The 19,393-nt window shown below is 61.8% G+C and carries 23 protein-coding genes; 9 read left to right on the plus strand and 14 right to left on the minus strand.

Translation table 11 applies throughout. The features are described from left to right. Positions 1-3: 3 nt before the first annotated feature. Entirely contained in the window at positions 4-792 is a 789-nt protein-coding gene (locus CGA21_RS23810; protein WP_188265179.1) for a YfaP family protein, read from the minus strand. 400 nt (positions 793-1,192) lie between these two features. Here CGA21_RS23810 and CGA21_RS23815 point away from each other — a divergent pair, with 400 nt between their 5' ends. From CGA21_RS23815 to CGA21_RS23830, 4 genes are all read left to right on the plus strand, one after another. Beyond that, positions 1,193-1,435, plus strand: coding sequence for an exodeoxyribonuclease VII small subunit (locus CGA21_RS23815; protein WP_007970180.1), 243 nt, complete (start codon positions 1,193-1,195; stop codon positions 1,433-1,435). Further along, the gene (gene ispA, locus CGA21_RS23820) at positions 1,432-2,319 is read left to right on the plus strand and encodes a (2E,6E)-farnesyl diphosphate synthase (protein ID WP_110755062.1); all 888 of its coding nucleotides are present in this window, start codon (positions 1,432-1,434) and stop codon (positions 2,317-2,319) included. Before CGA21_RS23815 ends, ispA begins: the two co-directional genes overlap by 4 nt. Before the next feature lie 91 nt (positions 2,320-2,410). Further along, positions 2,411-4,309, plus strand: coding sequence for a 1-deoxy-D-xylulose-5-phosphate synthase (dxs, locus tag CGA21_RS23825; protein WP_110755061.1), 1,899 nt, complete (start codon positions 2,411-2,413; stop codon positions 4,307-4,309). A gap of 116 nt (positions 4,310-4,425) precedes the next feature. After that, positions 4,426-6,309, plus strand: coding sequence for a TonB-dependent receptor domain-containing protein (locus CGA21_RS23830; RefSeq protein ID WP_188265180.1), 1,884 nt, complete (start codon positions 4,426-4,428; stop codon positions 6,307-6,309). Between the two features lie 127 nt (positions 6,310-6,436). Here CGA21_RS23830 and CGA21_RS23835 read toward each other — a convergent pair whose 3' ends face one another. From CGA21_RS23835 to nrdR, 12 genes are all read right to left on the minus strand, one after another. Then, positions 6,437-7,237, minus strand: coding sequence for a cobalamin-binding protein (locus CGA21_RS23835; protein WP_188265181.1), 801 nt, complete (start codon positions 7,235-7,237; stop codon positions 6,437-6,439). Beyond that, positions 7,237-7,656, minus strand: coding sequence for an MFS transporter (locus CGA21_RS23840; RefSeq protein WP_110755058.1), 420 nt, complete (start codon positions 7,654-7,656; stop codon positions 7,237-7,239). The genes CGA21_RS23835 and CGA21_RS23840 overlap by 1 nt, the downstream gene beginning before the upstream one ends. Next, positions 7,653-8,270, minus strand: a complete 618-nt coding sequence (gene ribA / locus CGA21_RS23845; RefSeq protein ID WP_008059515.1) for a GTP cyclohydrolase II — start codon at positions 8,268-8,270, stop codon at positions 7,653-7,655. The genes CGA21_RS23840 and ribA overlap by 4 nt, the downstream gene beginning before the upstream one ends. Positions 8,271-8,463: 193 nt before the next feature. After that, positions 8,464-9,201: a substrate-binding periplasmic protein gene (locus CGA21_RS23850; RefSeq protein ID WP_188265182.1), complete on the minus strand. Its 738-nt coding sequence runs from the start codon at positions 9,199-9,201 to the stop codon at positions 8,464-8,466. 23 nt (positions 9,202-9,224) lie between these two features. Further along, positions 9,225-9,728: a phosphatidylglycerophosphatase A gene (locus tag CGA21_RS23855; RefSeq protein ID WP_008059518.1), complete on the minus strand. Its 504-nt coding sequence runs from the start codon at positions 9,726-9,728 to the stop codon at positions 9,225-9,227. Continuing rightward, positions 9,725-10,690, minus strand: a complete 966-nt coding sequence (gene thiL / locus CGA21_RS23860; protein ID WP_188265183.1) for a thiamine-phosphate kinase — start codon at positions 10,688-10,690, stop codon at positions 9,725-9,727. Before thiL ends, CGA21_RS23855 begins: the two co-directional genes overlap by 4 nt. Positions 10,691-10,718: 28 nt before the next feature. Next, the gene (gene nusB, locus CGA21_RS23865) at positions 10,719-11,219 is read right to left on the minus strand and encodes a transcription antitermination factor NusB (protein WP_008000432.1); all 501 of its coding nucleotides are present in this window, start codon (positions 11,217-11,219) and stop codon (positions 10,719-10,721) included. Beyond that, on the minus strand, positions 11,216-11,692 hold the full coding sequence (gene ribE, locus CGA21_RS23870; protein WP_003228649.1) for a 6,7-dimethyl-8-ribityllumazine synthase: 477 nt from the start codon (positions 11,690-11,692) through the stop codon (positions 11,216-11,218). Before ribE ends, nusB begins: the two co-directional genes overlap by 4 nt. A gap of 91 nt (positions 11,693-11,783) precedes the next feature. Then, positions 11,784-12,875: a bifunctional 3,4-dihydroxy-2-butanone-4-phosphate synthase/GTP cyclohydrolase II gene (gene ribBA, locus CGA21_RS23875; protein ID WP_020796278.1), complete on the minus strand. Its 1,092-nt coding sequence runs from the start codon at positions 12,873-12,875 to the stop codon at positions 11,784-11,786. A gap of 31 nt (positions 12,876-12,906) precedes the next feature. Further along, positions 12,907-13,572, minus strand: a complete 666-nt coding sequence (locus CGA21_RS23880) for a riboflavin synthase (RefSeq protein WP_020796277.1) — start codon at positions 13,570-13,572, stop codon at positions 12,907-12,909. Positions 13,573-13,619: 47 nt separating this feature from the next. Further along, positions 13,620-14,753, minus strand: a complete 1,134-nt coding sequence (gene ribD, locus CGA21_RS23885; protein WP_188265184.1) for a bifunctional diaminohydroxyphosphoribosylaminopyrimidine deaminase/5-amino-6-(5-phosphoribosylamino)uracil reductase RibD — start codon at positions 14,751-14,753, stop codon at positions 13,620-13,622. After that, the gene (gene nrdR, locus CGA21_RS23890) at positions 14,750-15,214 is read right to left on the minus strand and encodes a transcriptional regulator NrdR (RefSeq protein WP_003228656.1); all 465 of its coding nucleotides are present in this window, start codon (positions 15,212-15,214) and stop codon (positions 14,750-14,752) included. Before nrdR ends, ribD begins: the two co-directional genes overlap by 4 nt. 127 nt (positions 15,215-15,341) lie before the next feature. On the opposite strand from nrdR, the gene CGA21_RS23895 reads away from it, so the two are divergent. From CGA21_RS23895 to trxA, 3 genes are all read left to right on the plus strand, one after another. Then, the gene (locus CGA21_RS23895) at positions 15,342-15,800 is read left to right on the plus strand and encodes a YbaY family lipoprotein (RefSeq protein ID WP_110755076.1); all 459 of its coding nucleotides are present in this window, start codon (positions 15,342-15,344) and stop codon (positions 15,798-15,800) included. Continuing rightward, positions 15,797-16,450: a class I SAM-dependent methyltransferase gene (locus tag CGA21_RS23900; RefSeq protein ID WP_110755053.1), complete on the plus strand. Its 654-nt coding sequence runs from the start codon at positions 15,797-15,799 to the stop codon at positions 16,448-16,450. Before CGA21_RS23895 ends, CGA21_RS23900 begins: the two co-directional genes overlap by 4 nt. Before the next feature lie 128 nt (positions 16,451-16,578). Further along, positions 16,579-17,451: a thioredoxin gene (trxA, locus tag CGA21_RS23905; protein ID WP_008065763.1), complete on the plus strand. Its 873-nt coding sequence runs from the start codon at positions 16,579-16,581 to the stop codon at positions 17,449-17,451. A 34-nt stretch (positions 17,452-17,485) separates the two neighbouring features. Here the strand turns inward: trxA and CGA21_RS23910 are convergent, their stop codons facing one another. After that, positions 17,486-17,824 (minus strand): hypothetical protein, encoded by a 339-nt coding sequence (locus tag CGA21_RS23910; protein WP_188265185.1) that lies wholly within the window; start codon positions 17,822-17,824, stop codon positions 17,486-17,488. Between the two features lie 136 nt (positions 17,825-17,960). Between CGA21_RS23910 and CGA21_RS23915 the strand changes: the two genes are divergently transcribed. Beyond that, positions 17,961-18,545, plus strand: a complete 585-nt coding sequence (locus CGA21_RS23915; protein WP_188265186.1) for a DUF2796 domain-containing protein — start codon at positions 17,961-17,963, stop codon at positions 18,543-18,545. 136 nt (positions 18,546-18,681) lie between these two features. Further along, positions 18,682-19,392 carry an ABC transporter ATP-binding protein gene (locus tag CGA21_RS23920; protein ID WP_188265187.1) on the plus strand — a complete coding sequence of 237 codons (711 nt, stop codon included), beginning with the start codon at positions 18,682-18,684 and terminating at the stop codon, positions 19,390-19,392. Position 19,393: the final 1 nt, after the last annotated feature.

The following is a 19,393-nucleotide window of genomic DNA, read 5'->3' on the forward strand; positions in this document are numbered from 1 at the left end:
TGCTTAATAGTTGAAAGTCTTGACCAGCAGCAGGTCACCGATTGCGCGCAGGGGCACGATGAAGGTTTCGCGTTTTTCGTCGACGGTGTTTTCGTTGAGCACCAGGTTGATTTGCGACGTAATGACCTCGTTCTGATTGCTGGTTTCATCGAAGTTATAGCCGCCGCTACCGAAGTTGCCCCAATAGTTGACGTAAACCAGATAGGTGCCATGCAACGGCGCGGTCATGGTGAACATTTCCGGGCCGGGGCCGTCGACGCCGTCCGGGTCGAGGCCACCGCCATTGCTCATCGCCGGCCGAGCCCAGAACGCGTGCTGGCCGTCGGGGGTGACGATGTGCAGGTCAAGTTCGGCTTTTGGATCGTCCCACCCCAGCACCACGCGAATCCGCGCGGGCGTGCGCAGGTTATTGGCTTCATAGAACTGCACGCGCTTGAGCGGCTGGCCTTCGGCACTGCGCACTTCGACGCTGTTGGAACCGGCGCCGAACGCATAGGGCCGGGCGAAACGACCCTGGTCGTCGGTGTACAGGTTCAGTGGGTTGCCGTTGACCGCCAGCGTGTGGGGCCCGCGCTGGGTGCCGACGGCCTTGAGCTGGCCCTGGATCATCGTGCGATTGCGCTGCACGCCACGGTCGATGGGTGGCGTGGGATAGGCGACTTGCGGATTTTCCGTACGGTCCAGCAAACCGTTGAAGCGCCAGCCGCCCACCGGTTCCGACAGCTCGGCACTGGGCGCGGCCAGGGCGGGCGCACAGGCCCAGCCGATCAGCAGCAAAAGAAATGAGCGCATGTAATGCCTCCTGCCATGCATGACGAAACCTTGCGCCTGATCCTCGGCGCGTTACAGATGTGGGTACTGCGTTTCGTCTGAAACCCATGAATTGCGAGTCTTAACGGCGCGAAGGTTAGTCGTTCGTCTGCATCCTCACAATCAGATCAGTCCTGGAATGCGGTACAAATCACGGTTGTGGTGCCCAACTCTGTAGGAGCGAGCCTGCTCGCGAAAAACCCGAAGACACCGTTGGGCATCTGGTTCCACGCGTTTTCATTCACGACCATCGCGAGCAAGCTCGCGCCTGCAGTGCCATCGAGCCTCAGGGAAACGGCGGCCGAAATACCTTGCTCATTTGCCCATAAACCCCCTATCTGCTAGTGTCGCGCCGGTTTAACGTCAACCGGAAATCGCCGCCATGGCCCGCAAAAAAGCTGCACTGGATTTCGAACAGTCCCTCGCTGACCTGCAAACGCTGGTAGAGCGTCTGGAGAATGGCGAATTATCGCTGGAAGACTCGCTGGCCGCTTTCGAGCAAGGCATCGGCCTGACCCGCGATTGCCAGGCGGCGCTGGCCCAGGCCGAGCAAAAGGTTCAAGTGTTGCTCGAGCGTGATGGCGAGTTGGCCGAGGAACCCTTCGACGCGGATCAACCAGAATGATTGCAGCGTATTCAGCGACCAGCCAGGCCCGCGTCAACGCCGCCATGGAAACCCTGTTCATCGCGCCAGGCCCTGAGCTGGCGCGTTTGTACGACGCCATGCGCTACAGCGTGATGAACGGCGGCAAACGGGTGCGACCATTGCTGGCCTACGCTGCGTGCGAAGCGCTGGGCGGCAAGGCGGAGCAAGCCAACGGCGCGGCCTGCGCGGTAGAGCTGATCCATGCCTATTCGCTGGTGCACGACGATTTGCCGGCCATGGACGATGACGATCTGCGCCGCGGCCAGCCGACAACGCACAAGAAATTCGATGAAGCCTGCGCGATCCTCGCTGGCGATGGCTTGCAGAGCCTGGCGTTCAGCGCCCTGCTCGACCCACGCCTGAGCAACGTCGATGCCGAGATCCGCCTTGAAATGGTCAGCACACTGGCATTGGCGGCAGGTCCGGCGGGCATGGTCGGCGGCCAGGCCATCGACCTTGGCTCGGTGGGCCTGAAGCTCGATCAGCAGGCGCTCGAATACATGCACCGGCACAAGACCGGCGCGCTGATCGAAGCCAGCGTCAAGCTCGGCGCCCTGGCCAGTGGTCGCGCCGAAAAGGACGAACTCAAGTCCCTGCAGACTTATGCACAGGCCATCGGCCTGGCATTCCAGGTCCAGGACGACATTCTCGACGTCGAGAGCGATACCGAAACCCTGGGCAAACGCCAAGGCGCCGACATTGCCCGCGACAAGCCGACCTACCCGGCACTGCTCGGCCTGGACGCCGCCAAGGCCTACGCCCTGGAACTGCGCGATCAGGCACTGCATGCGCTGCGACCGTTTGACGCGGCTGCCGAGCCCCTGCGTGAACTGGCCCGCTACATCGTCGAGCGACGCAACTGACGGCGAATCCGCCAAAAAAGACCAACGCGTGGGCAGGGGCCGATGCATCAGGTAAACTGCCGCATCTTTTATACCTATAACGATTCGCCTGATGCCCACGACGTTTCATGAGATTCCCCGCAAGCGCCCGACCACGCCCCTGCTCGACCGCGCGAATACGCCGGACGGCCTGCGCCGGTTAGGCGAAGCCGAGCTGGAAACCCTGGCCGATGAGTTGCGCCTGGAATTGCTCTACACGGTCGGTCAGACCGGTGGGCATTTCGGTGCAGGTCTGGGCGTCATCGAGCTGACAATCGCGTTGCATTACGTTTTCGACACCCCGGACGACCGGCTGGTGTGGGACGTGGGTCATCAGGCTTATCCCCACAAGATCCTCACCGGTCGTCGCGAGCGCATGGCCACCCTGCGCCAGAAAGACGGGGTCGCCGCCTTCCCGCGTCGTTCCGAGAGCGAGTACGACACCTTTGGCGTCGGCCATTCCAGCACGTCGATCAGCGCAGCCCTGGGCATGGCGATTGCCGCCCGTCTGCAAAACAGTGATCGCAAGGCGATTGCCGTGATCGGCGACGGCGCACTGACGGCCGGCATGGCGTTCGAAGCGCTGAACCACGCGCCGGAAGTGGACGCCAACATGCTGGTGATCCTCAACGACAATGACATGTCGATCTCGCGCAACGTCGGCGGTTTGTCGAACTACCTGGCGAAGATCCTTTCCAGCCGTACCTACGCGAGCATGCGCGAGGGCAGCAAGAAAGTCCTGTCGCGCCTGCCCGGCGCCTGGGAAATCGCCCGTCGCACCGAAGAATACGCAAAAGGCATGCTGGTGCCCGGCACGCTGTTCGAAGAGCTGGGCTGGAACTACATCGGCCCGATCGATGGCCACGACCTGCCAACCCTGATCGCTACCCTGCGCAACATGCGCGATCTCAAGGGCCCGCAGTTCCTGCACATCGTCACCAAGAAAGGCAAAGGCTTCGCCCCGGCTGAGGTCGACCCGATCGGTTACCACGCCATCACCAAGCTCGAACCTGTCGATGCGCCGGCCAACCCGCCGAAAAAAGCCAGCGGGCCGAAGTACTCCGGTGTGTTCGGTGAGTGGCTGTGCGACATGGCGGCTGCCGACCCACGCCTGGTCGGGATCACCCCGGCAATGAAGGAAGGCTCGGACCTGGTGGCCTTCAGCGAGCGGTTCCCGCTGCGCTACTTCGACGTGGCGATTGCCGAGCAACACGCCGTGACCTTTGCGGCCGGCATGGCCTGCGAAGGCGCGAAGCCGGTGGTGGCGATCTATTCGACCTTCCTGCAACGCGGCTACGACCAGTTGGTGCATGACGTCGCGGTGCAAAACCTCGACGTGCTGTTCGCCATCGATCGCGCCGGCCTGGTGGGCGAAGACGGTCCGACCCACGCGGGCAGCTTCGACCTGTCGTTCCTGCGCTGCATACCCGGCATGCTGGTGATGACCCCGAGCGACGAAAACGAACTGCGCAAGATGCTCTCGACCGGTCATCTGTATAACGGCCCGGCTGCCGTGCGTTACCCGCGCGGCAACGGCCCGAATGCAACCATCGAGAAAGACCTCGAGCCGATCGAAATCGGCAAGGGCGTGGTTCGCCGCCAGGGTAGCAAGGTCGCCCTGCTGGTGTTCGGCGTGCAACTGGCCGAGGCGCTGAAAGTCGCCGAGACGCTGGACGCGACCGTGGTCGACATGCGCTTCGTCAAACCGCTGGATGAAGAGCTGGTTCGCGAAATCGCTGGCAGCCACGAGCTGCTGGTGACCGTCGAAGAAAACGCCATCATGGGTGGTGCCGGCGGTGCGGTCAGCGAATTTCTCGCTCGCGAGAACATCCTCAAGTCGATGCTGCACCTGGGCTTGCCGGACATTTATGTCGAACACGCCAAGCCGGCGCAAATGCTGGCTGAGTGTGGGCTGGATGAAGCCGGGATCGAGGCTTCGATCCGCGAGCGTCTGCAACTGTTGGCCCTGTAAACCCGATATCACACCTGTAGGAGCCGGCTTGCTGGCGATGGCATTTTCAAGGACGCCATCGCCAGCAAGCCGGCTCCTACAGGGACTGTGTACTCCTGCGCGTCTACGAAAAAAATATGAATATCTCTCGCCTCGCCCTGGCACTGACCCTGCTGCCAGCCGGCCCAGTGCTGGCCGACACCTTCGATCGCGACCAGGCCCTGAAGCTGCCCGACGTACTGATCAGCGCCAACCGCCAAGTCGAGGCGCGCAACGACAGCAGCGCCGCCAACACGGTCTTCACCCGCGAAGACATCGACCGGCTGCAACCCAACAGCGTCACTGACCTGCTGCGCCGTGTACCGGGGGTGCAAGTGGCACAAACCGGCGGGCGCGGCAGCCTGCCGGGAATTTACATTCGCGGCACGCAGTCGGCCCAGAGCCTGGTGCTGGTGGACGGCCAGCGGATCGGCAACTCGTCCTCCGGCGACAGCAACCTGCAACACATCAACATCGACCAGGTCGAGCGCGTGGAAGTGCTGCGCGGCTCCCGTTCGGTGATCTACGGCAGCGATGCGATTGGCGGGGTGATCCAGATCTTCACGCGGCGTGGCAGCGACCCCGGCCTGCAACCCAGGCTGCATATGGGGTTTGGCAGCAACCAGACCTGGGAGCGTAGCCTCGGCTTGTCTGGTGGCGATGAGCAGACCCGCTTCAACCTCGGCGCCAGCCTGGATGAAACCGCCGGGATCGATCGCACCCATGAGTCGTATCCCAGCGACAGTGATCACGACGCCTACCGCAACAAATCCCTGAGCCTGAGCGTGAGTCACGCCCTCAGCGACGACGTCGAGATCGGCGCCAACCTGCTGGATAACCGGGGCAAAAGCGAATTCGACAATCCGTTCGGTCGCTTCGACCTGAACACCTTCGAGTCAGTCCAGCAGCAGCCCTACAACGAATTCGACGTGAGCAGTCTCAGCAGCTACGTCGATGCAAGGGTCAACGACCTGTGGAAAACCCGCGTCGAGTTCGGCCACAGCGAAAACCGCGAGAAGACGTTCGACAAGCTCAGCGATGAGCGCAGCGTGTTCAATACCTACCGTGACTCGGTGAACTGGCAGAACGACCTGACACTCAACCAGCGCAACAGCCTGATCCTCGGCGGCGACTGGTACGAAGACCGCGTCAACAGCAGCACGCCGTTCGACGTGGACAGTCGTTGGAACCGCGCGGCATTTATCCAGCATCGTTATCAGGCTGACAGCTTCTCTACCGAACTGGGTCTGCGCCGCGACCAGAACCAACAGTTCGGCGGCCAGAACAGCTGGAGCGGCACCTTCACCCTGCCGCTAAACCCCGACAACGACGTGCTACTGACCTACAGCGAAGGTTTCCGGGCGCCGACCTTCAACGACCTGTACTACCCCGACTTCAGCAACCCGGACCTCAAACCCGAGACCTCGAAAAGCTATGAGCTGCAATGGCGCAGCCAATTGACCGAGAGCAGCCGCCTGGAAGCCTCGCTGTACCGCACAGACCTCGAAGACGCGATCATCTTCGGCAGCAACTCACGGCCAGAGAACGTGGCCTCGGCACGCATCAACGGCTTTGAAGCAACATTAAGACAGGAACTGTTCGGCTGGCAGAGCAACCTCGGCGTGGCGATTATCGACCCGCGGGACCGCGATACGGGGCATACCCTGGCCCGTCGCGCACGTCGCACATTGAGCTGGGATCTGGATCGACAGTTCGACCGCCTGGGCCTGGGCGCCAGTTGGCAAGCTGTGAGCAGCAGCTATGACGACCTGAACAATCAACAGCCATTGGGGGGTTATGGATTGTTGGGGTTGCGCAGCAGTTGGGCACTCAATCGAGCGATCAGCCTGGAGCTTAAGGCGGACAACCTGCTGGACAAAGGTTACAGCCGGGCACTCTACAGCCATGAAGGCAGCCAGTACGGATATCGCGAGGAAGGTCGGGCGTGGGTGTTTGGGGTGACTTGGACCCCGGAAATCTGATGGTGTCTGTGCTGGCCTCTTCGCGAGCAAGCCCGCTCCCACATTCGATCTGTGTCGCACACGAACTCTATGCCTGAACTCGGTCTAGTGTGGGAGCGGGCTTACCCGCGAAGGCCGCACCTCGGTCTCAGCGGTCAGGTGCAATCTCGCGGCACAACTTGGCCGTTGCCTCGACCATCTGCCCGCTCGGTCGCTCCAGTCCCTTGTCCGTGACCAACCGCAACTGCCCCTGCCGCACCGCCGCCACCTGCGGCCATGCCTTCCACGCATCAAGTTGCGCCTGATCACCGGCCAGAATCACCTCGGGATCGCGCTGCAGGACCGCTTCGACACTGATTTGCGGCGCGGGGAGTGTCTGGTCGCCGAATACGTTTTGCGCCCCACAGACTTCAAGCGCAGCGCTGATGATCTGCCCTCCGCCTACGGTGTATAGCGGCTTATCCCAGACTTGGTAGAACACACGCAACGGCTGGTCCCGCCGATAGCGTTGACGCAGCTGCGCCAGGCGTTGACGCAAATCGTTGGCCAATACCGCCCCACGCTCAGGCCGCCCGAGTTGCGAGGCAATGGCTTCGATCTGTGCGGTGAGTTGCGCGAAATCATGCGGTTCAGCGACGTACGTCGGGATGTTCAAGCGCTTGAGTTGTTCACGCTGGGCGGGGCCGACACTGCCGGGCCAGAGCAGCAACAAATCAGGCTTGAGGCTGAGCAAACGTTCCATGTCCAACTGGCCGTAGCGCCCCACGGAGGGCAAGTCCTTGAGTTCAGCGGGACGCTCACCGGCATCCAGCACGCCGACCAGCAAGTCGGCCGAACCCAGTTCGACGACCATCTCAGTGAGGGACGGAGCGAGGCTGACAACCCGCTCCACCGCCATGGCCGAGCCGCTGATAGCCAGCAGCAAAACCGCCAGCCAGACAGGGCGCATCAACCGAGCTGACGCGGAATTCGGTAGAGGTAGAACAGCACCGCGGTCGACAGCGCCAGCAGCATCAGCGGCACCGCTTCGAGACCGACAAACACCGCCAACGCACCGATCCAGGCCGGCAGGCCGGCCGCGAGGAACGCCGTGCGCCGCTTGGCCGCCAGGCGGATCCATGCACCAGGCTCTTCAGGGGTATCGAGAGCTTTCTGGGTGGCGATCAACGCATGTTTATAGCCGCCAAAAAACTTCAGGCTGACAAACATCGAGGCGACACCGGCGATGAACAACGGCATTGCCAGAACCGGCAGTATGGCTTCACCCTGGCCAAACACCGCGTTGATCACGAACAGCGGCAACAAGGCCAACGCCAGGTATTGCCACCAGCTGACGGACAGTCGCCGCCGTACCTGGCCGCGCGTCACGCCCGGTCTACCTCGCCCTGATGTTCATTACCCATCATATGGTCGAGTTTGCTGGCCTTGGTTGCCAGGTAGAGTTTGTTGTGCGGATTGTGACCCGTGTGCAGCGGCACGCGCTCGGCAACCGCGATGCCCATGTCGGTCAAGGCTTTGACCTTGCGTGGATTGTTGGTCATCAGGCGCAGGGATTTCACCCCCAGGTGCTCAAGCATCGGCAGGCACATGGCGTAATCGCGCTGGTCGGCGGCAAAGCCCAGGCGCTCGTTGGCCTCAACGGTGTCGGCACCGCCGTCCTGCAGCTCATAGGCGCGGATCTTGTTCAGCAGGCCAATGCCACGGCCTTCCTGGCGCAAATACAACAATACGCCCCGACCTTCACGAGCGATGGCCTGCAGCGCAGCCTCAAGTTGCGAGCCGCAGTCGCAACGCTGGCTGAACAAGGCGTCGCCCGTCAGGCACTCGGAGTGCAACCGACCGAGTACCGGGGCACCATCGGCGATCTCACCCAGACTCAGCACGACGTGCTCGCGGCCGGTGGCCTCATCGAGAAAGCCGTGCATGATGAATTGCGCAAAAGGCGTTGGCAGCTTGGAAGCGGCGACAAAAACGACAGGCACCGGTGTGCTCCTGATCTAAAAGTCTGAAGATTCGCAGGCCGGCATTGTAACAGCAGGTTCCAACCGACGCTTAGGCTGAATTATCGGCCATAACGATCAAAAAGTTTGATCTCTGCAGGAGCTGCCGCAGGCTGCGATCTTTTGATTTTGTATTTAAGATCAAAAGATCGCAGCCTGCGGCAGCTCCTACAGGTTATTCCTCATCGAATGGGTAGGGTTGCTTCCAGCGTTCGAAGATCGGTTTGAGCTCGCCGCTTTTAACCAACTGCGCCATGCGTTGGTCGAACAACGCCATCAGGCTGCGGGCCGTCGGGGTCTTGGCAAAGCACAGGTACAACGGTAATTCGGCGATATGCGTGCGGCGAAACTGCGAAGGATCCTTTGCCCGACTGAGCACCCAATCGACTTCGGTCAGTGCGTCTATGTAGAAGTCGGCGCGGTTCTGCGTCAGCATCGAAACGATGCCAGTACGACGTAGTACTTCGTTGTAGCGACGGACATTGGGCAGATAATGTTGGTAATCGTAGCCACGCACCCACGCCAGACGGTAATTGCCCAGGGTTTGCGGGGTCGGTTGCGGGCTGCTGGCCAGGCCCAGGGCGTAGATATGGTCGGTATCGAAGTTCCAGTGCGGATAAAGCACATCGCTGGATTCTTCATGGTAGGAACCGACACATGCATCGACTTCACCCCGCTCGGCCAGGCCCATCGAGCGCACATAGGGTTCGCTGCGGATGTCCAGCTTTACCCCCGCCGGCTCGAAGATCTTGCGCAACAGGTCCCAACCCAGGCCGTGGCCGTCGGCAGCGGTATAGTCTTCCCAGTCTTCGCTGGCCAGATGAATCACGGACGGCGTGGGGGTTGCTTCCTCCGCCTGGGCGAGTGCACCAAATACCGCCAACACCATCGCTACCCACCAGCGTCGAGCCATCCCTAGTTCTCCCAATTAATCCCTCAGGCGAAAATCCATACCAGCCCCTGCATCGCCAACCACGCAAACACTCCAGCCAACACGTCATCGAGCATGATACCAACGCCTCCGTGCACATGCCGGTCAACCCAGTGAATCGGCCACGGCTTGAGGATGTCGAAGAAGCGAAACATCAAGAATCCTGCCAGCAGCCACTGCCAACCTTCCGGCACCAGCCACAGGGTGATCCACATTCCGACCATCTCGTCCCAGACGATACCTTCGTGGTCGTGTACCCGTAAATCATCGGCCACCTTGCCGCACAGCCAGAAGCCGAACAGCATGGTAATGCCCAGCATCAACCAGTAACCCCAGTCGGGCAGCATCTGCCATAACGGGATAAAGGGTAGCGCAACCAGCGACCCCCAGGTGCCCGGAGCCTTTGGCAAGGTGCCCGAGCCAAAGCCGAACGCCAGGAAATGCCAGGGATTGCGCCAGACCGATGGCGGTACGAACTCCGCCGGAACCTGTTTGGGGTGATCTGTCACGGTGTCTCCCGAAAATGTTGGTAGCCCCGGGTTTGCGGGGTGATGTCCTTGCCGTCGGCGTCCAGCAGCGTCACGCCCTGCCCTGCTACCACCCGCCCGACCACATGGATCGGCCAGCCGTCGGCCAGCAACAGCGGCAATTCGACAGACGGTAGGGTGAAAGCCAGTACGTAGTCGTCGCCGCCACTCAGGGCCGCAACCTGTGCGTGCGCCAGTCCAAGAAAATCGACCAGGCTTTGCGACAGCGGCAAGCGATCCCGCTCGACTTCGATGCCGACCTTCGAGGCCAGCGCGATATGCCCGCAATCCGCGAGCAGACCATCGGAGATATCCAGGGCCGAAGTGGCCTTGCCACGCAGCGCCTGACCCAATCCAAGCTGCGGTTGCGGCGACCAGTAATGCGCCAGCAGCGGCTCGGCAATGCGCGCTTGGGCCGTGCGCTGGCCGAGCACCAATGGCAAGGCACCGGCGGCATTGCCAAGGTTGCCGCCCACACACAGCAGGTCGCCCGGCCGCGCACCGCTGCGGGTCAGCGCCAAACCACCCGGCACGCGCCCGAACACCGTCATGGTCAGGCTCAGCGGCCCGCGGGTGGTATCGCCGCCCACCAGCGCCACGCCGCAGCTCGACGCCATAAGGTTCAAACCACGGGCATAAGCCTGCAACCAATCGGCGGTCACCGTCGGCAAGGTCAGGGCAAGGGTAAAGGCAACGGGCGTGGCGCCCATGGCAGCCAAGTCGCTGACCGCCACGGCCAGCGAGCGCTGACCGAGCAGGAATGGATCGCAGGGGTCGGCGAAATGTACGCCGGCCACCAGGGTATCGGTAGAAATCGCCAACTGCTCCCCGGGAGGAACAGCCAGCAAGGCACAGTCATCGCCAATCCCGAGGGCAACGCCTTCACCGCCCTGCGCACAAGGCGCGGCGGCGAAGAAATTGCGGATCAGCTCAAACTCGCCCATGGCTTTGTGTCGACATTCCAAGCGCCAATCAGCGCTTGAACGCCTTCACTTCAGCTTCACGCAGACGCGGGGCCAGCTTGTCGAGCACACCGTTGACGAACTTGTGGCCATCGGTAGAACCAAAGACCTTGGCCAGTTCGATCCCTTCGTTGATCACAACGCGATACGGGACGTCGACACGCTTGAGCAGCTCCCAGGTGGACAGGCGCAGAACCGCCAGTTCAACCGGGTCCAGCTCTTCGATGGTCAAGTCCAGGCAAGGCTTGAGCGCGGTGTCGATTTCGGTCTTGAATTGCGGAACCCCGTGCAGGATTTCGCGGAAATACGCACCATCGACATCGGTGAAATCGTTATCGACCCGGAACTGCGCTTCGATCTCGTTCAGCGATTGCTTGGCCATGTGCCATTGGTACAGCGCCTGAGTCGCGAGCTGACGGGCTTCGCGACGCTTGACGCTTTTCGATGGCTTGCCAGCATCCGCAGGTTTTGGATCGCGCGGGTTGAAACGATCGCTTTCGTCGCTAATCACTTGGCCTCCAACTGCGCCAGCAGGCTGACCATTTCCAGAGCGGACAGGGCAGCTTCGGCACCTTTGTTCCCGGCCTTGGTGCCGGAACGTTCAATGGCTTGCTCGATGGAATCGACGGTCAGGACGCCGAAAGCGACCGGTACGCCGAACTCCATGGACACTTGGGCCAGGCCCTTGGTGCACTCGCCAGCCACGTATTCGAAGTGCGGAGTACCGCCACGAATGACCGCGCCCAGGGCGATGATTGCCGCGAACTCGCCCTTCTGAGCGACTTTCTGCGCAACCAGCGGAATTTCGAAGGCGCCAGGGGCGCGGATGATGGTGATGTCGCTTTCGCTCACGCCATGGCGAACCAGGGCATCAACAGCACCGCTGACCAGGCTTTCAACGACGAAACTGTTGAAACGGCCTACTACCAAAGCATAGCGGCCTTTAGGGGCGATGAAGGTACCTTCGATGGTCTTCAGGGTCATTCGATAGATCTCTTAAAGAGCCGGGACGCGTCTCGTACGCGCCCCTCGGTGATATTTGAACCGCGAATTCAAGGCCGGAAACAACCGGTCATTATTCGGAGGGCACGTATTCTACAACTTCCAGATCGAAACCGGATATCGCATTAAATTTCATCGGTGCCGACATCAAGCGCATTTTGCGTACGCCCAGGTCGCGCAGGATCTGCGAACCGGCACCCACGGTGCTGTAGGTGGTCGGTTTTTTCACCGCCGCGTGGTCTGCGGTTTCGCGGATATGCGCCAGTAACACGTCGCCATCGAGCGGGTGTCCGAGCAACAGCACCACGCCGCTGCCGGCCTCGGCAACCGCGGACATGGCGGCGCGCAGGCTCCAGCGGCCCGGCTGCTTGACCATCAGCAGGTCGCGCAGCGGGTCCATATTGTGCACGCGCACCAGGGTCGGTTCTTCGGCGCAGACATTGCCCAAGGTCAGGGCCATGTGCACGTCACCTTCCACGGAATCACGATAGGTCACCAGGTTGAATTGGCCCAGTTCGCTGTCCAGAGGCTGCTCGGCAATCCGCTGAACGGTACGTTCGTGGATCATCCGGTAGTGAATCAGGTCGGCGATGGTGCCGATCTTGATGTTGTGTTCAGCCGCAAAGGCTTCCAGTTCGGCACGACGGGACATGGTGCCGTCGTCGTTCATCACTTCGCAGATCACCCCGCTCGGCTCGAAACCGGCCATGCGCGCCAGATCGCACGCGGCTTCAGTGTGGCCGGCGCGGGCCAGGGTGCCGCCGGCCTGGGCCATCAGCGGGAAAATGTGGCCGGGACTGACGATGTCTTCAGCCTTGGCATCACGGGCGGCAGCCGCTTGCACGGTGCGCGCACGGTCGGCGGCAGAGATGCCAGTGGTGACGCCTGTGGCCGCTTCGATCGATACGGTGAACTTGGTGCCGAAACCGGAGCCGTTGCGCGGGGCCATCAGTGGCAGCTTGAGCAGTTCACAGCGCTCGCGGGTCATCGGCATGCAGATCAGGCCACGGGCGTGCTTGGCCATGAAGTTGATGTGTTCGGCCTGACAGCACTCGGCGGCCATGATCAGGTCGCCTTCGTTCTCGCGGTCTTCGTCATCCATGAGGATGACCATCTTGCCTTGGCGGATGTCTTCAACCAGTTCTTCGATGCTATTGAGCGCCACAAGGCACCCCCATTCTTTTAGAAATTGAGTTTCAGGATTTGAGGTAGCCGTTGGCGGCGAGAAAGCTTTCGGTAATGTTGCTGCCGGTAGTTGGCTCAGCGGCCTTGTCGCCCAGCAGCAGACGCTCCAGGTAACGGGCCAGCAAGTCCACTTCCAGGTTCACCCGGCGGCCTGGCTGGTAAGACGCCATGATGGTTTCGCTCAGGGTGTGCGGAATGATCGTCAGCAGGAACTCGGCGCCATCGACCGCGTTCACGGTCAGGCTGGTGCCGTCGACGGTGATCGAGCCTTTATGGGCGATGTACTTGGCCAGGTCCTTCGGCGCGCGGATGCGGAACTCCACGGCACGGGCGTTCTCGGTACGGGCAACGACTTCGCCCACGCCGTCGACGTGGCCACTGACCAGGTGCCCGCCCAGGCGTGTAGTCGGGGTAAGGGCTTTCTCAAGATTGACCGGGCTGCCGCTCTTGAGGTCATTCATGGCGGTGCAGTCGAGGGTTTCACGACTGACGTCAGCCGCAAAACCATTGCCCGGCAGTTCAACGGCGGTCAGGCACACGCCGTTGACCGCGATGCTGTCGCCCAGTTTGACGTCGCTCAGGTCGAGCTTGCCGGTTTCGACGTGGACCCGTACATCTCCGCCTTTAGGGGTCAATGCGCGAATACTGCCGATGGATTCGATGATGCCGGTGAACATGGGGTTCTCCTCGAGAACAGAGCCAGCGCTGTAGCGATGGCCGGAAATTATACGCTCGCTGCCGGTGAAGGAATGGCGGTGACTCGCCAGTCATCGCCCACCGCGCGAATTTCGGTGATTTTGAGCTCGGGTGCATCCTTCATCTGCGCGAGCGGCCAGTCCAGCAGCGGCCGCGCCGAAGAGCCCAAAAACTTGCCGGCAATGAAAATCTGGAACTCATCCACCAAACCGAGTTGAGCGAAAGCACCGGCCAGCCGTGGACCGGCCTCCACCAGCACCTCGTTGACGCCACGGTGGGCGAGTTCGACCAGTAGCTGACGCAGATCGACCTGACCGTCGTAGCCAGGCACGATCAAGCATTCCGGGCCATTGGCGTATTGCTCTTCCACCGCTACACAGGTGGCGACCAGCGCCGGGCCGGCCTTGAAGAACGGGGCATCCAACGGTACGCGCAGACGCCCGTCGACCAGTACGCGTAGCGGCGGACGGCTCATGACCAAAGCGGTTTGATCGGCATCCAGGCCCAGCTCATCGGCGCGCACGGTCAAGCGGGCGTTGTCTGCCAGCACGGTGTCGGCACCGGTCAGCACCACACTGGCCTGGGCACGCAGGCGTTGTACCGCCGAACGTGCCGCGGGGCCGGTGATCCATTGGCTTTCGCCGCTTTCCATCGCCGTGCGACCGTCCAGGCTCATGGCCAACTTGACCCGCACGAACGGCAAGCCATGTTCCATGCGCTTGAGGAAGCCCTGATTGAGCTTTCGCGCTTCACCCTCCAGCACACCGCTTTCAGTGGCGATGCCGGCCTGGGCCAGGCGTTGCAGGCCACGTCCGGCCACTTCCGGGTTCGGGTCCTGCATCGCCGCCACGACCCGCGCCACACCGGCGTTCACCAACGCATCGGCGCACGGAGGCGTGCGACCGTGGTGACTGCAGGGTTCGAGGGTCACGTAGGCGGTAGCACCACGGGCCAGCTCACCGGCAGCGTGCAAGGCGTGGACTTCGGCATGGGGCTCACCGGCGCGCTCGTGCCAGCCTTCGCCGACGATCTGCCCGTCGCGCACGATCACGCAACCGACCCGCGGGTTGGGGTGCGTGGTGTAATGACCTTTGCGCGCCAACTCCAGCGCGCGGGCCATGTAGTGGGCGTCGAGGATGGCAAGCTCAGCGGACGTGGTCATTCTTTCACCGGTTCCCGGGCCAGGCGATCGATCTCTTCGCGGAACTCATTGAGGTCCTGGAAGCGGCGATACACCGAAGCGAAGCGGATGTAGGCGACTTCGTCGAGCTTTTGCAGCTCGGCCATCACCAGTTCACCGACCACGAGGGACTTGACCTCACGCTCGCCGGTGGCGCGCAGTTTGTGTTTGATGTGCACCAGCGACGATTCGAGGCGCTCGACACTCACCGGGCGCTTTTCCAGCGCACGCTGCATGCCGGCGCGAAGTTTTTCTTCGTCGAACGGCTGGCGACTGCCGTCGGTTTTGATCAGGCGCGGCAACACCAGTTCAGCGGTTTCGAACGTCGTGAAACGTTCGCCGCAGGCCAGGCATTCGCGCCGGCGGCGTACCTGTTCGCCCTCGGCGACCAGACGCGAGTCGATGACCTTGGTGTCGTTGGCACCGCAGAAGGGACAGTGCATGGTGGCAGGCAACAAAAAAAGGGAGGGCCATGGTAGCGCATCCGGGTGGCAAGACAAGCCATAGGGTTTGCGGTATACAGACGGGATGATCACTGGATCCATGGATTTCACCCTTCCGGAGCTGCCAATGCCGTTACGACCGCTCGTTTTGCTCAGCCTTTTAAGCCTGTTGGTGGCTTGCAGCAGCGATGCCCCCCAGCCGCCAACGCCTGGCCCTGCGCCACAACAAGCGCAGAAAAAAGCCCGAGAGTCGGCCAACCTCGGTCCTTTGCCGGCCCATCAACGTGAATTGAGCGGCACCCTGCAAGGCGTCCCGGATGGCGCCGAAGTCGAGCTGGCCCTGCTGGTGATCGACGACAAGGACCGTCCGCAACAATTGCTCGCCAGTTCCAACCTGATCGGCACCAACCAGGCATTGCCGTTTCATCTGCGCTTCAATCCAGAATCGTTCCCGGCCGGCGCCCGTGTTGAACTGCGCGGCCGCGCCAGCCAGTCCGGCCAACTGATCCTGCACCTGCCGTCACAGCGCATCTATCAGCCGACCACCCAGGCGCTGGGCCAGCTGCAATTCGTCAAAGCGCCATGAAGACGCCGCTGGACCTGCAACAGGCGTTGGGTGAACTGCTCGGCGATGCGCGACTGGTCGCCTGTGGGCTGCCGGAGACTGATCTGCAGCTGTGGCTGATCGATGGCGACAACATGGACCGCGCCTTCAGCCCGGAAGAGACCCGGCGCATTCTGCATGAGCCGCCGTACTGGAGTTTCTGCTGGGCCAGCGGTCTGGCCGTGGCTCGCTATCTGGCGCAGAACCGGCATTGGGTCGAAGGCAAAAGGGTGCTGGACTTCGGTGCCGGCTCCGGGGTCGCGGGGATTGCCGCGGTTAAGGCCGGGGCGCTGGAAGTGGTGGCCTGCGACCTTGACCCGCTGGCGATTGCCGCCTGTCGGGCGAATGCCGAACTCAATGACGTAGCGCTCACTTACTCGACGGATTTTTTCGCCGAAGACGACCGTTTTGACCTGATCCTGGTGGCGGATGTGCTGTACGACCGGGCGAATTTGCCGCTGCTCGATGAGTTCCTCAGTCGTGGCCGGGAAGCGCTGGTGGCGGACTCGCGGGTACGGGATTTCCGGCATCCGTTGTACCGGCGCATTGAAATGCTCGAAGCCATGACCTTGCCGGATCTGTGTGAGCCCGAAGAGTTTCGGCATGTGAGCCTGTACCACGCAAACCGTTAAAAGATCGCAGCCTTCGGCAGCTCCTACATTGACCGTGTGTAAACCCGATCCTGTAGGAGCTGCCGAAGGCTGCGATCTTTTGCGCCAGCCCTTATAGTGAGCACATTCACGCTTCCAAGAGATCCCCCATGAGTCAGCAAACGCCGTACATCTTCGACGCCACGACTGCCGATTTCGACCAGTCGGTGATCGAGAACTCCTTTCACAAACCGGTGCTGGTGGATTTCTGGGCCGAATGGTGTGCGCCCTGCAAGGTGCTGATGCCGATGCTGCAGACCATTGCCGAGAGCTATCAGGGCGAACTGCTGCTGGCCAAGGTCAACTGCGACCTCGAACAGGACATCGTCGCCCGCTTCGGTATTCGCAGCCTGCCGACCGTGGTGCTGTTCAAGGATGGCCAGCCGGTCGATGGTTTTGCCGGTGCGCAGCCGGAGTCGGCCGTGCGGGCGCTGCTCGAGCCCCATGTCCAAATGCCGCCACCGGCGGCCGCCGATCCGTTCGAACAGGCCCAGGCCTTGTTCGATGACAGCCGCTTCGCCGATGCGGAAGCCCTGCTGAAAGTGCTGCTGGGCGAAGACAACACCAATGCCAAGGCGCTGATTCTTTACGCCCGCTGCCTCACCGAGCGCGGTGAGCTGGGCGAGGCGCAAGCCGTACTCGACGCGGTCAAGAGCGATGAACACAAGGCCGCCCTGGCCGGCGCCAAGGCGCAGATCAAGTTCCTCGGCCAGGCCAAGGATTTGCCGGATGCCGCCGACCTGAAAGCGCGCCTGGCAAAAAACCCACAGGACGATGAAGCGGTCTACCAACTGGCCGTGCAACAACTTGCGCGCCAGCAGTACGACGCGGCGCTGGATGGCCTGCTCAAGTTGTTCATCCGCAACCGCAGCTACAGCGAAGGTTTGCCGCACAAGACCTTGCTGCAGGTGTTCGAACTGCTGGGGAACGATCATCCGTTGGTGACGACCTACCGCCGCAAGCTCTTTGCTGCGTTGTATTAACAGCCCCGTCCTGTAGGAGCGAGCATGCTCGCTCCTACAGCCAGCGATAAATCGGCGTATCGCCGCCGCTCTCGACTTTTACATCCGCACTATGACGCAAGCGCACCAACAGGCGCTTGCCCGCCGCCGCACTGCCGGCCAGCCCTTCCAGTTGATCGAGCAAGTCCGGCCCGCTCAATTTCCCGGCCTTGCGCAGCAAATCCCTGGCAACCTGCCACAGCGCGTCGTCCTGATTCAGCGGTTTCGCCGCTGGGGCACTGACTTCGGTTTTTTCCACCTGCAGTTGCGCACCCAGCCGCGCCCAATCGGCGTCATCCATCTCCAGCGTCAAATCCACCGGCCAGTCGCCGATGCTTCCGCGAATTCGCAACATGAGTCAGCTCCCGAACATTTCTTCATGCCCATGCTCCCATGGGGCTTGTGCAACGCCAAGCTGACAGTCACAATTCGCGCACTAACGTTATAAGATTACATAACATTTTTTTCATCTTGTCTTTCGGAGACTCGCCATGCGCCGCTTGCTTCTCGCCCTGCCGTTTGCCTTGTTGCCGCTGGCTGTCGCCCATGCCGCCGACGAACATGATCACGACCATGAGCACGGCAGCCTCGGCGCCCACGAGCACGGCGTCGGGCGCCTGAACGCGGCGCTGGACGGCCAGACCCTGGAGCTGGAGCTGGAAAGTCCGGCGATGAACCTGGTGGGGTTCGAGCATGCCGCCACCACCGACGCTGACAAGGCCAAGGTCGCCGCAGTCCGCAGTCAGCTTGAAAAACCCTTGGCGTTGTTCAACCTGCCGACAGCAGCCGGTTGTGGGGTGGCTTCTCAGAAATTGCAAAGCCCCCTCTTTGGTGACAAGCCGGACGCCGACGACGATCACGACAAAGATGCCAAGGATGAGCATCACCACGATCACAGCGAAATCCACGCCCACTACCAGTTCACCTGCACGACACCCGCTGCGCTGAAAACCCTGGACCTGGCGAATATCTTCAACACATTCCCGGCGACCCAGAAAATTCAGGTACAACTGATCGGCCCGAGCGGGCAGCAAGGGGTTGAAGTGACGGCGAAGGCTGCCGCCCTCAAATTCTGAATTCACTTCAAAACCAATGTGGGAGCGGGCTTGCTCGCGAAGGCAGTGTGTCATGCAACATAGATGTCGACTGACACTCCCCCTTCGCGAGCAAGCCCGCTCCCACAGGTTAATCAACATTCATAAAATCGGCGCCATGACCCAAGTACTCATCGAACTGTCCGACCTGGGCTTCAGCTGGCCCGGTCATCCGCCATTGCTGGATATCCCGGCGTTTCGCCTGGAACCGGGGGAAACCCTGTTCCTCAAGGGCCCCAGCGGCAGCGGCAAGACCACCCTGCTCGGCCTGCTCGGCGGTGTGCAAAAGCCCGATCGCGGCAGCATTCGCCTGCTCGGCCAGGAGCTGACGGCACTCTCTGCCGGGGCCCGCGATCACTTTCGCGTCGATCACACCGGCTACATTTTCCAGCAGTTCAACTTGCTGCCATTTCTGTCAGTGCGCGAGAACGTCGAACTGCCCTGCCACTTCTCGAAACTGCGCGCCGAGCGGGCAAAACAGCGCCACGGCAGCATCGATCAGGCCGCCGCCACCCTGCTCGCCCATTTGGGTTTGAAGGACGACAACATCCTCGCTCGCCGCGCCGACTCCCTGTCCATCGGCCAGCAACAACGAGTGGCCGCCGCGCGCGCGCTGATCGGTCAACCGGAACTGGTGATCGCCGATGAGCCGACCTCGGCCCTCGACTACGACGCCCGGGAGAACTTCATTCGCCTGCTGTTCGCCGAATGCCGCGAAGCCGGGTCGAGCCTGTTGTTCGTCAGCCATGACCAGAGCCTGGCGCCGCTGTTCGACCGCCACCTGTCGCTGGCCGAACTCAATCGCGCCGCCACGTCTTTCGAGGTTTGAG

This window comes from Pseudomonas sp. PSB11 (assembly GCF_014596605.1).
Taxonomy (GTDB): Bacteria; Pseudomonadota; Gammaproteobacteria; order Pseudomonadales; family Pseudomonadaceae; genus Aquipseudomonas; species Aquipseudomonas umsongensis.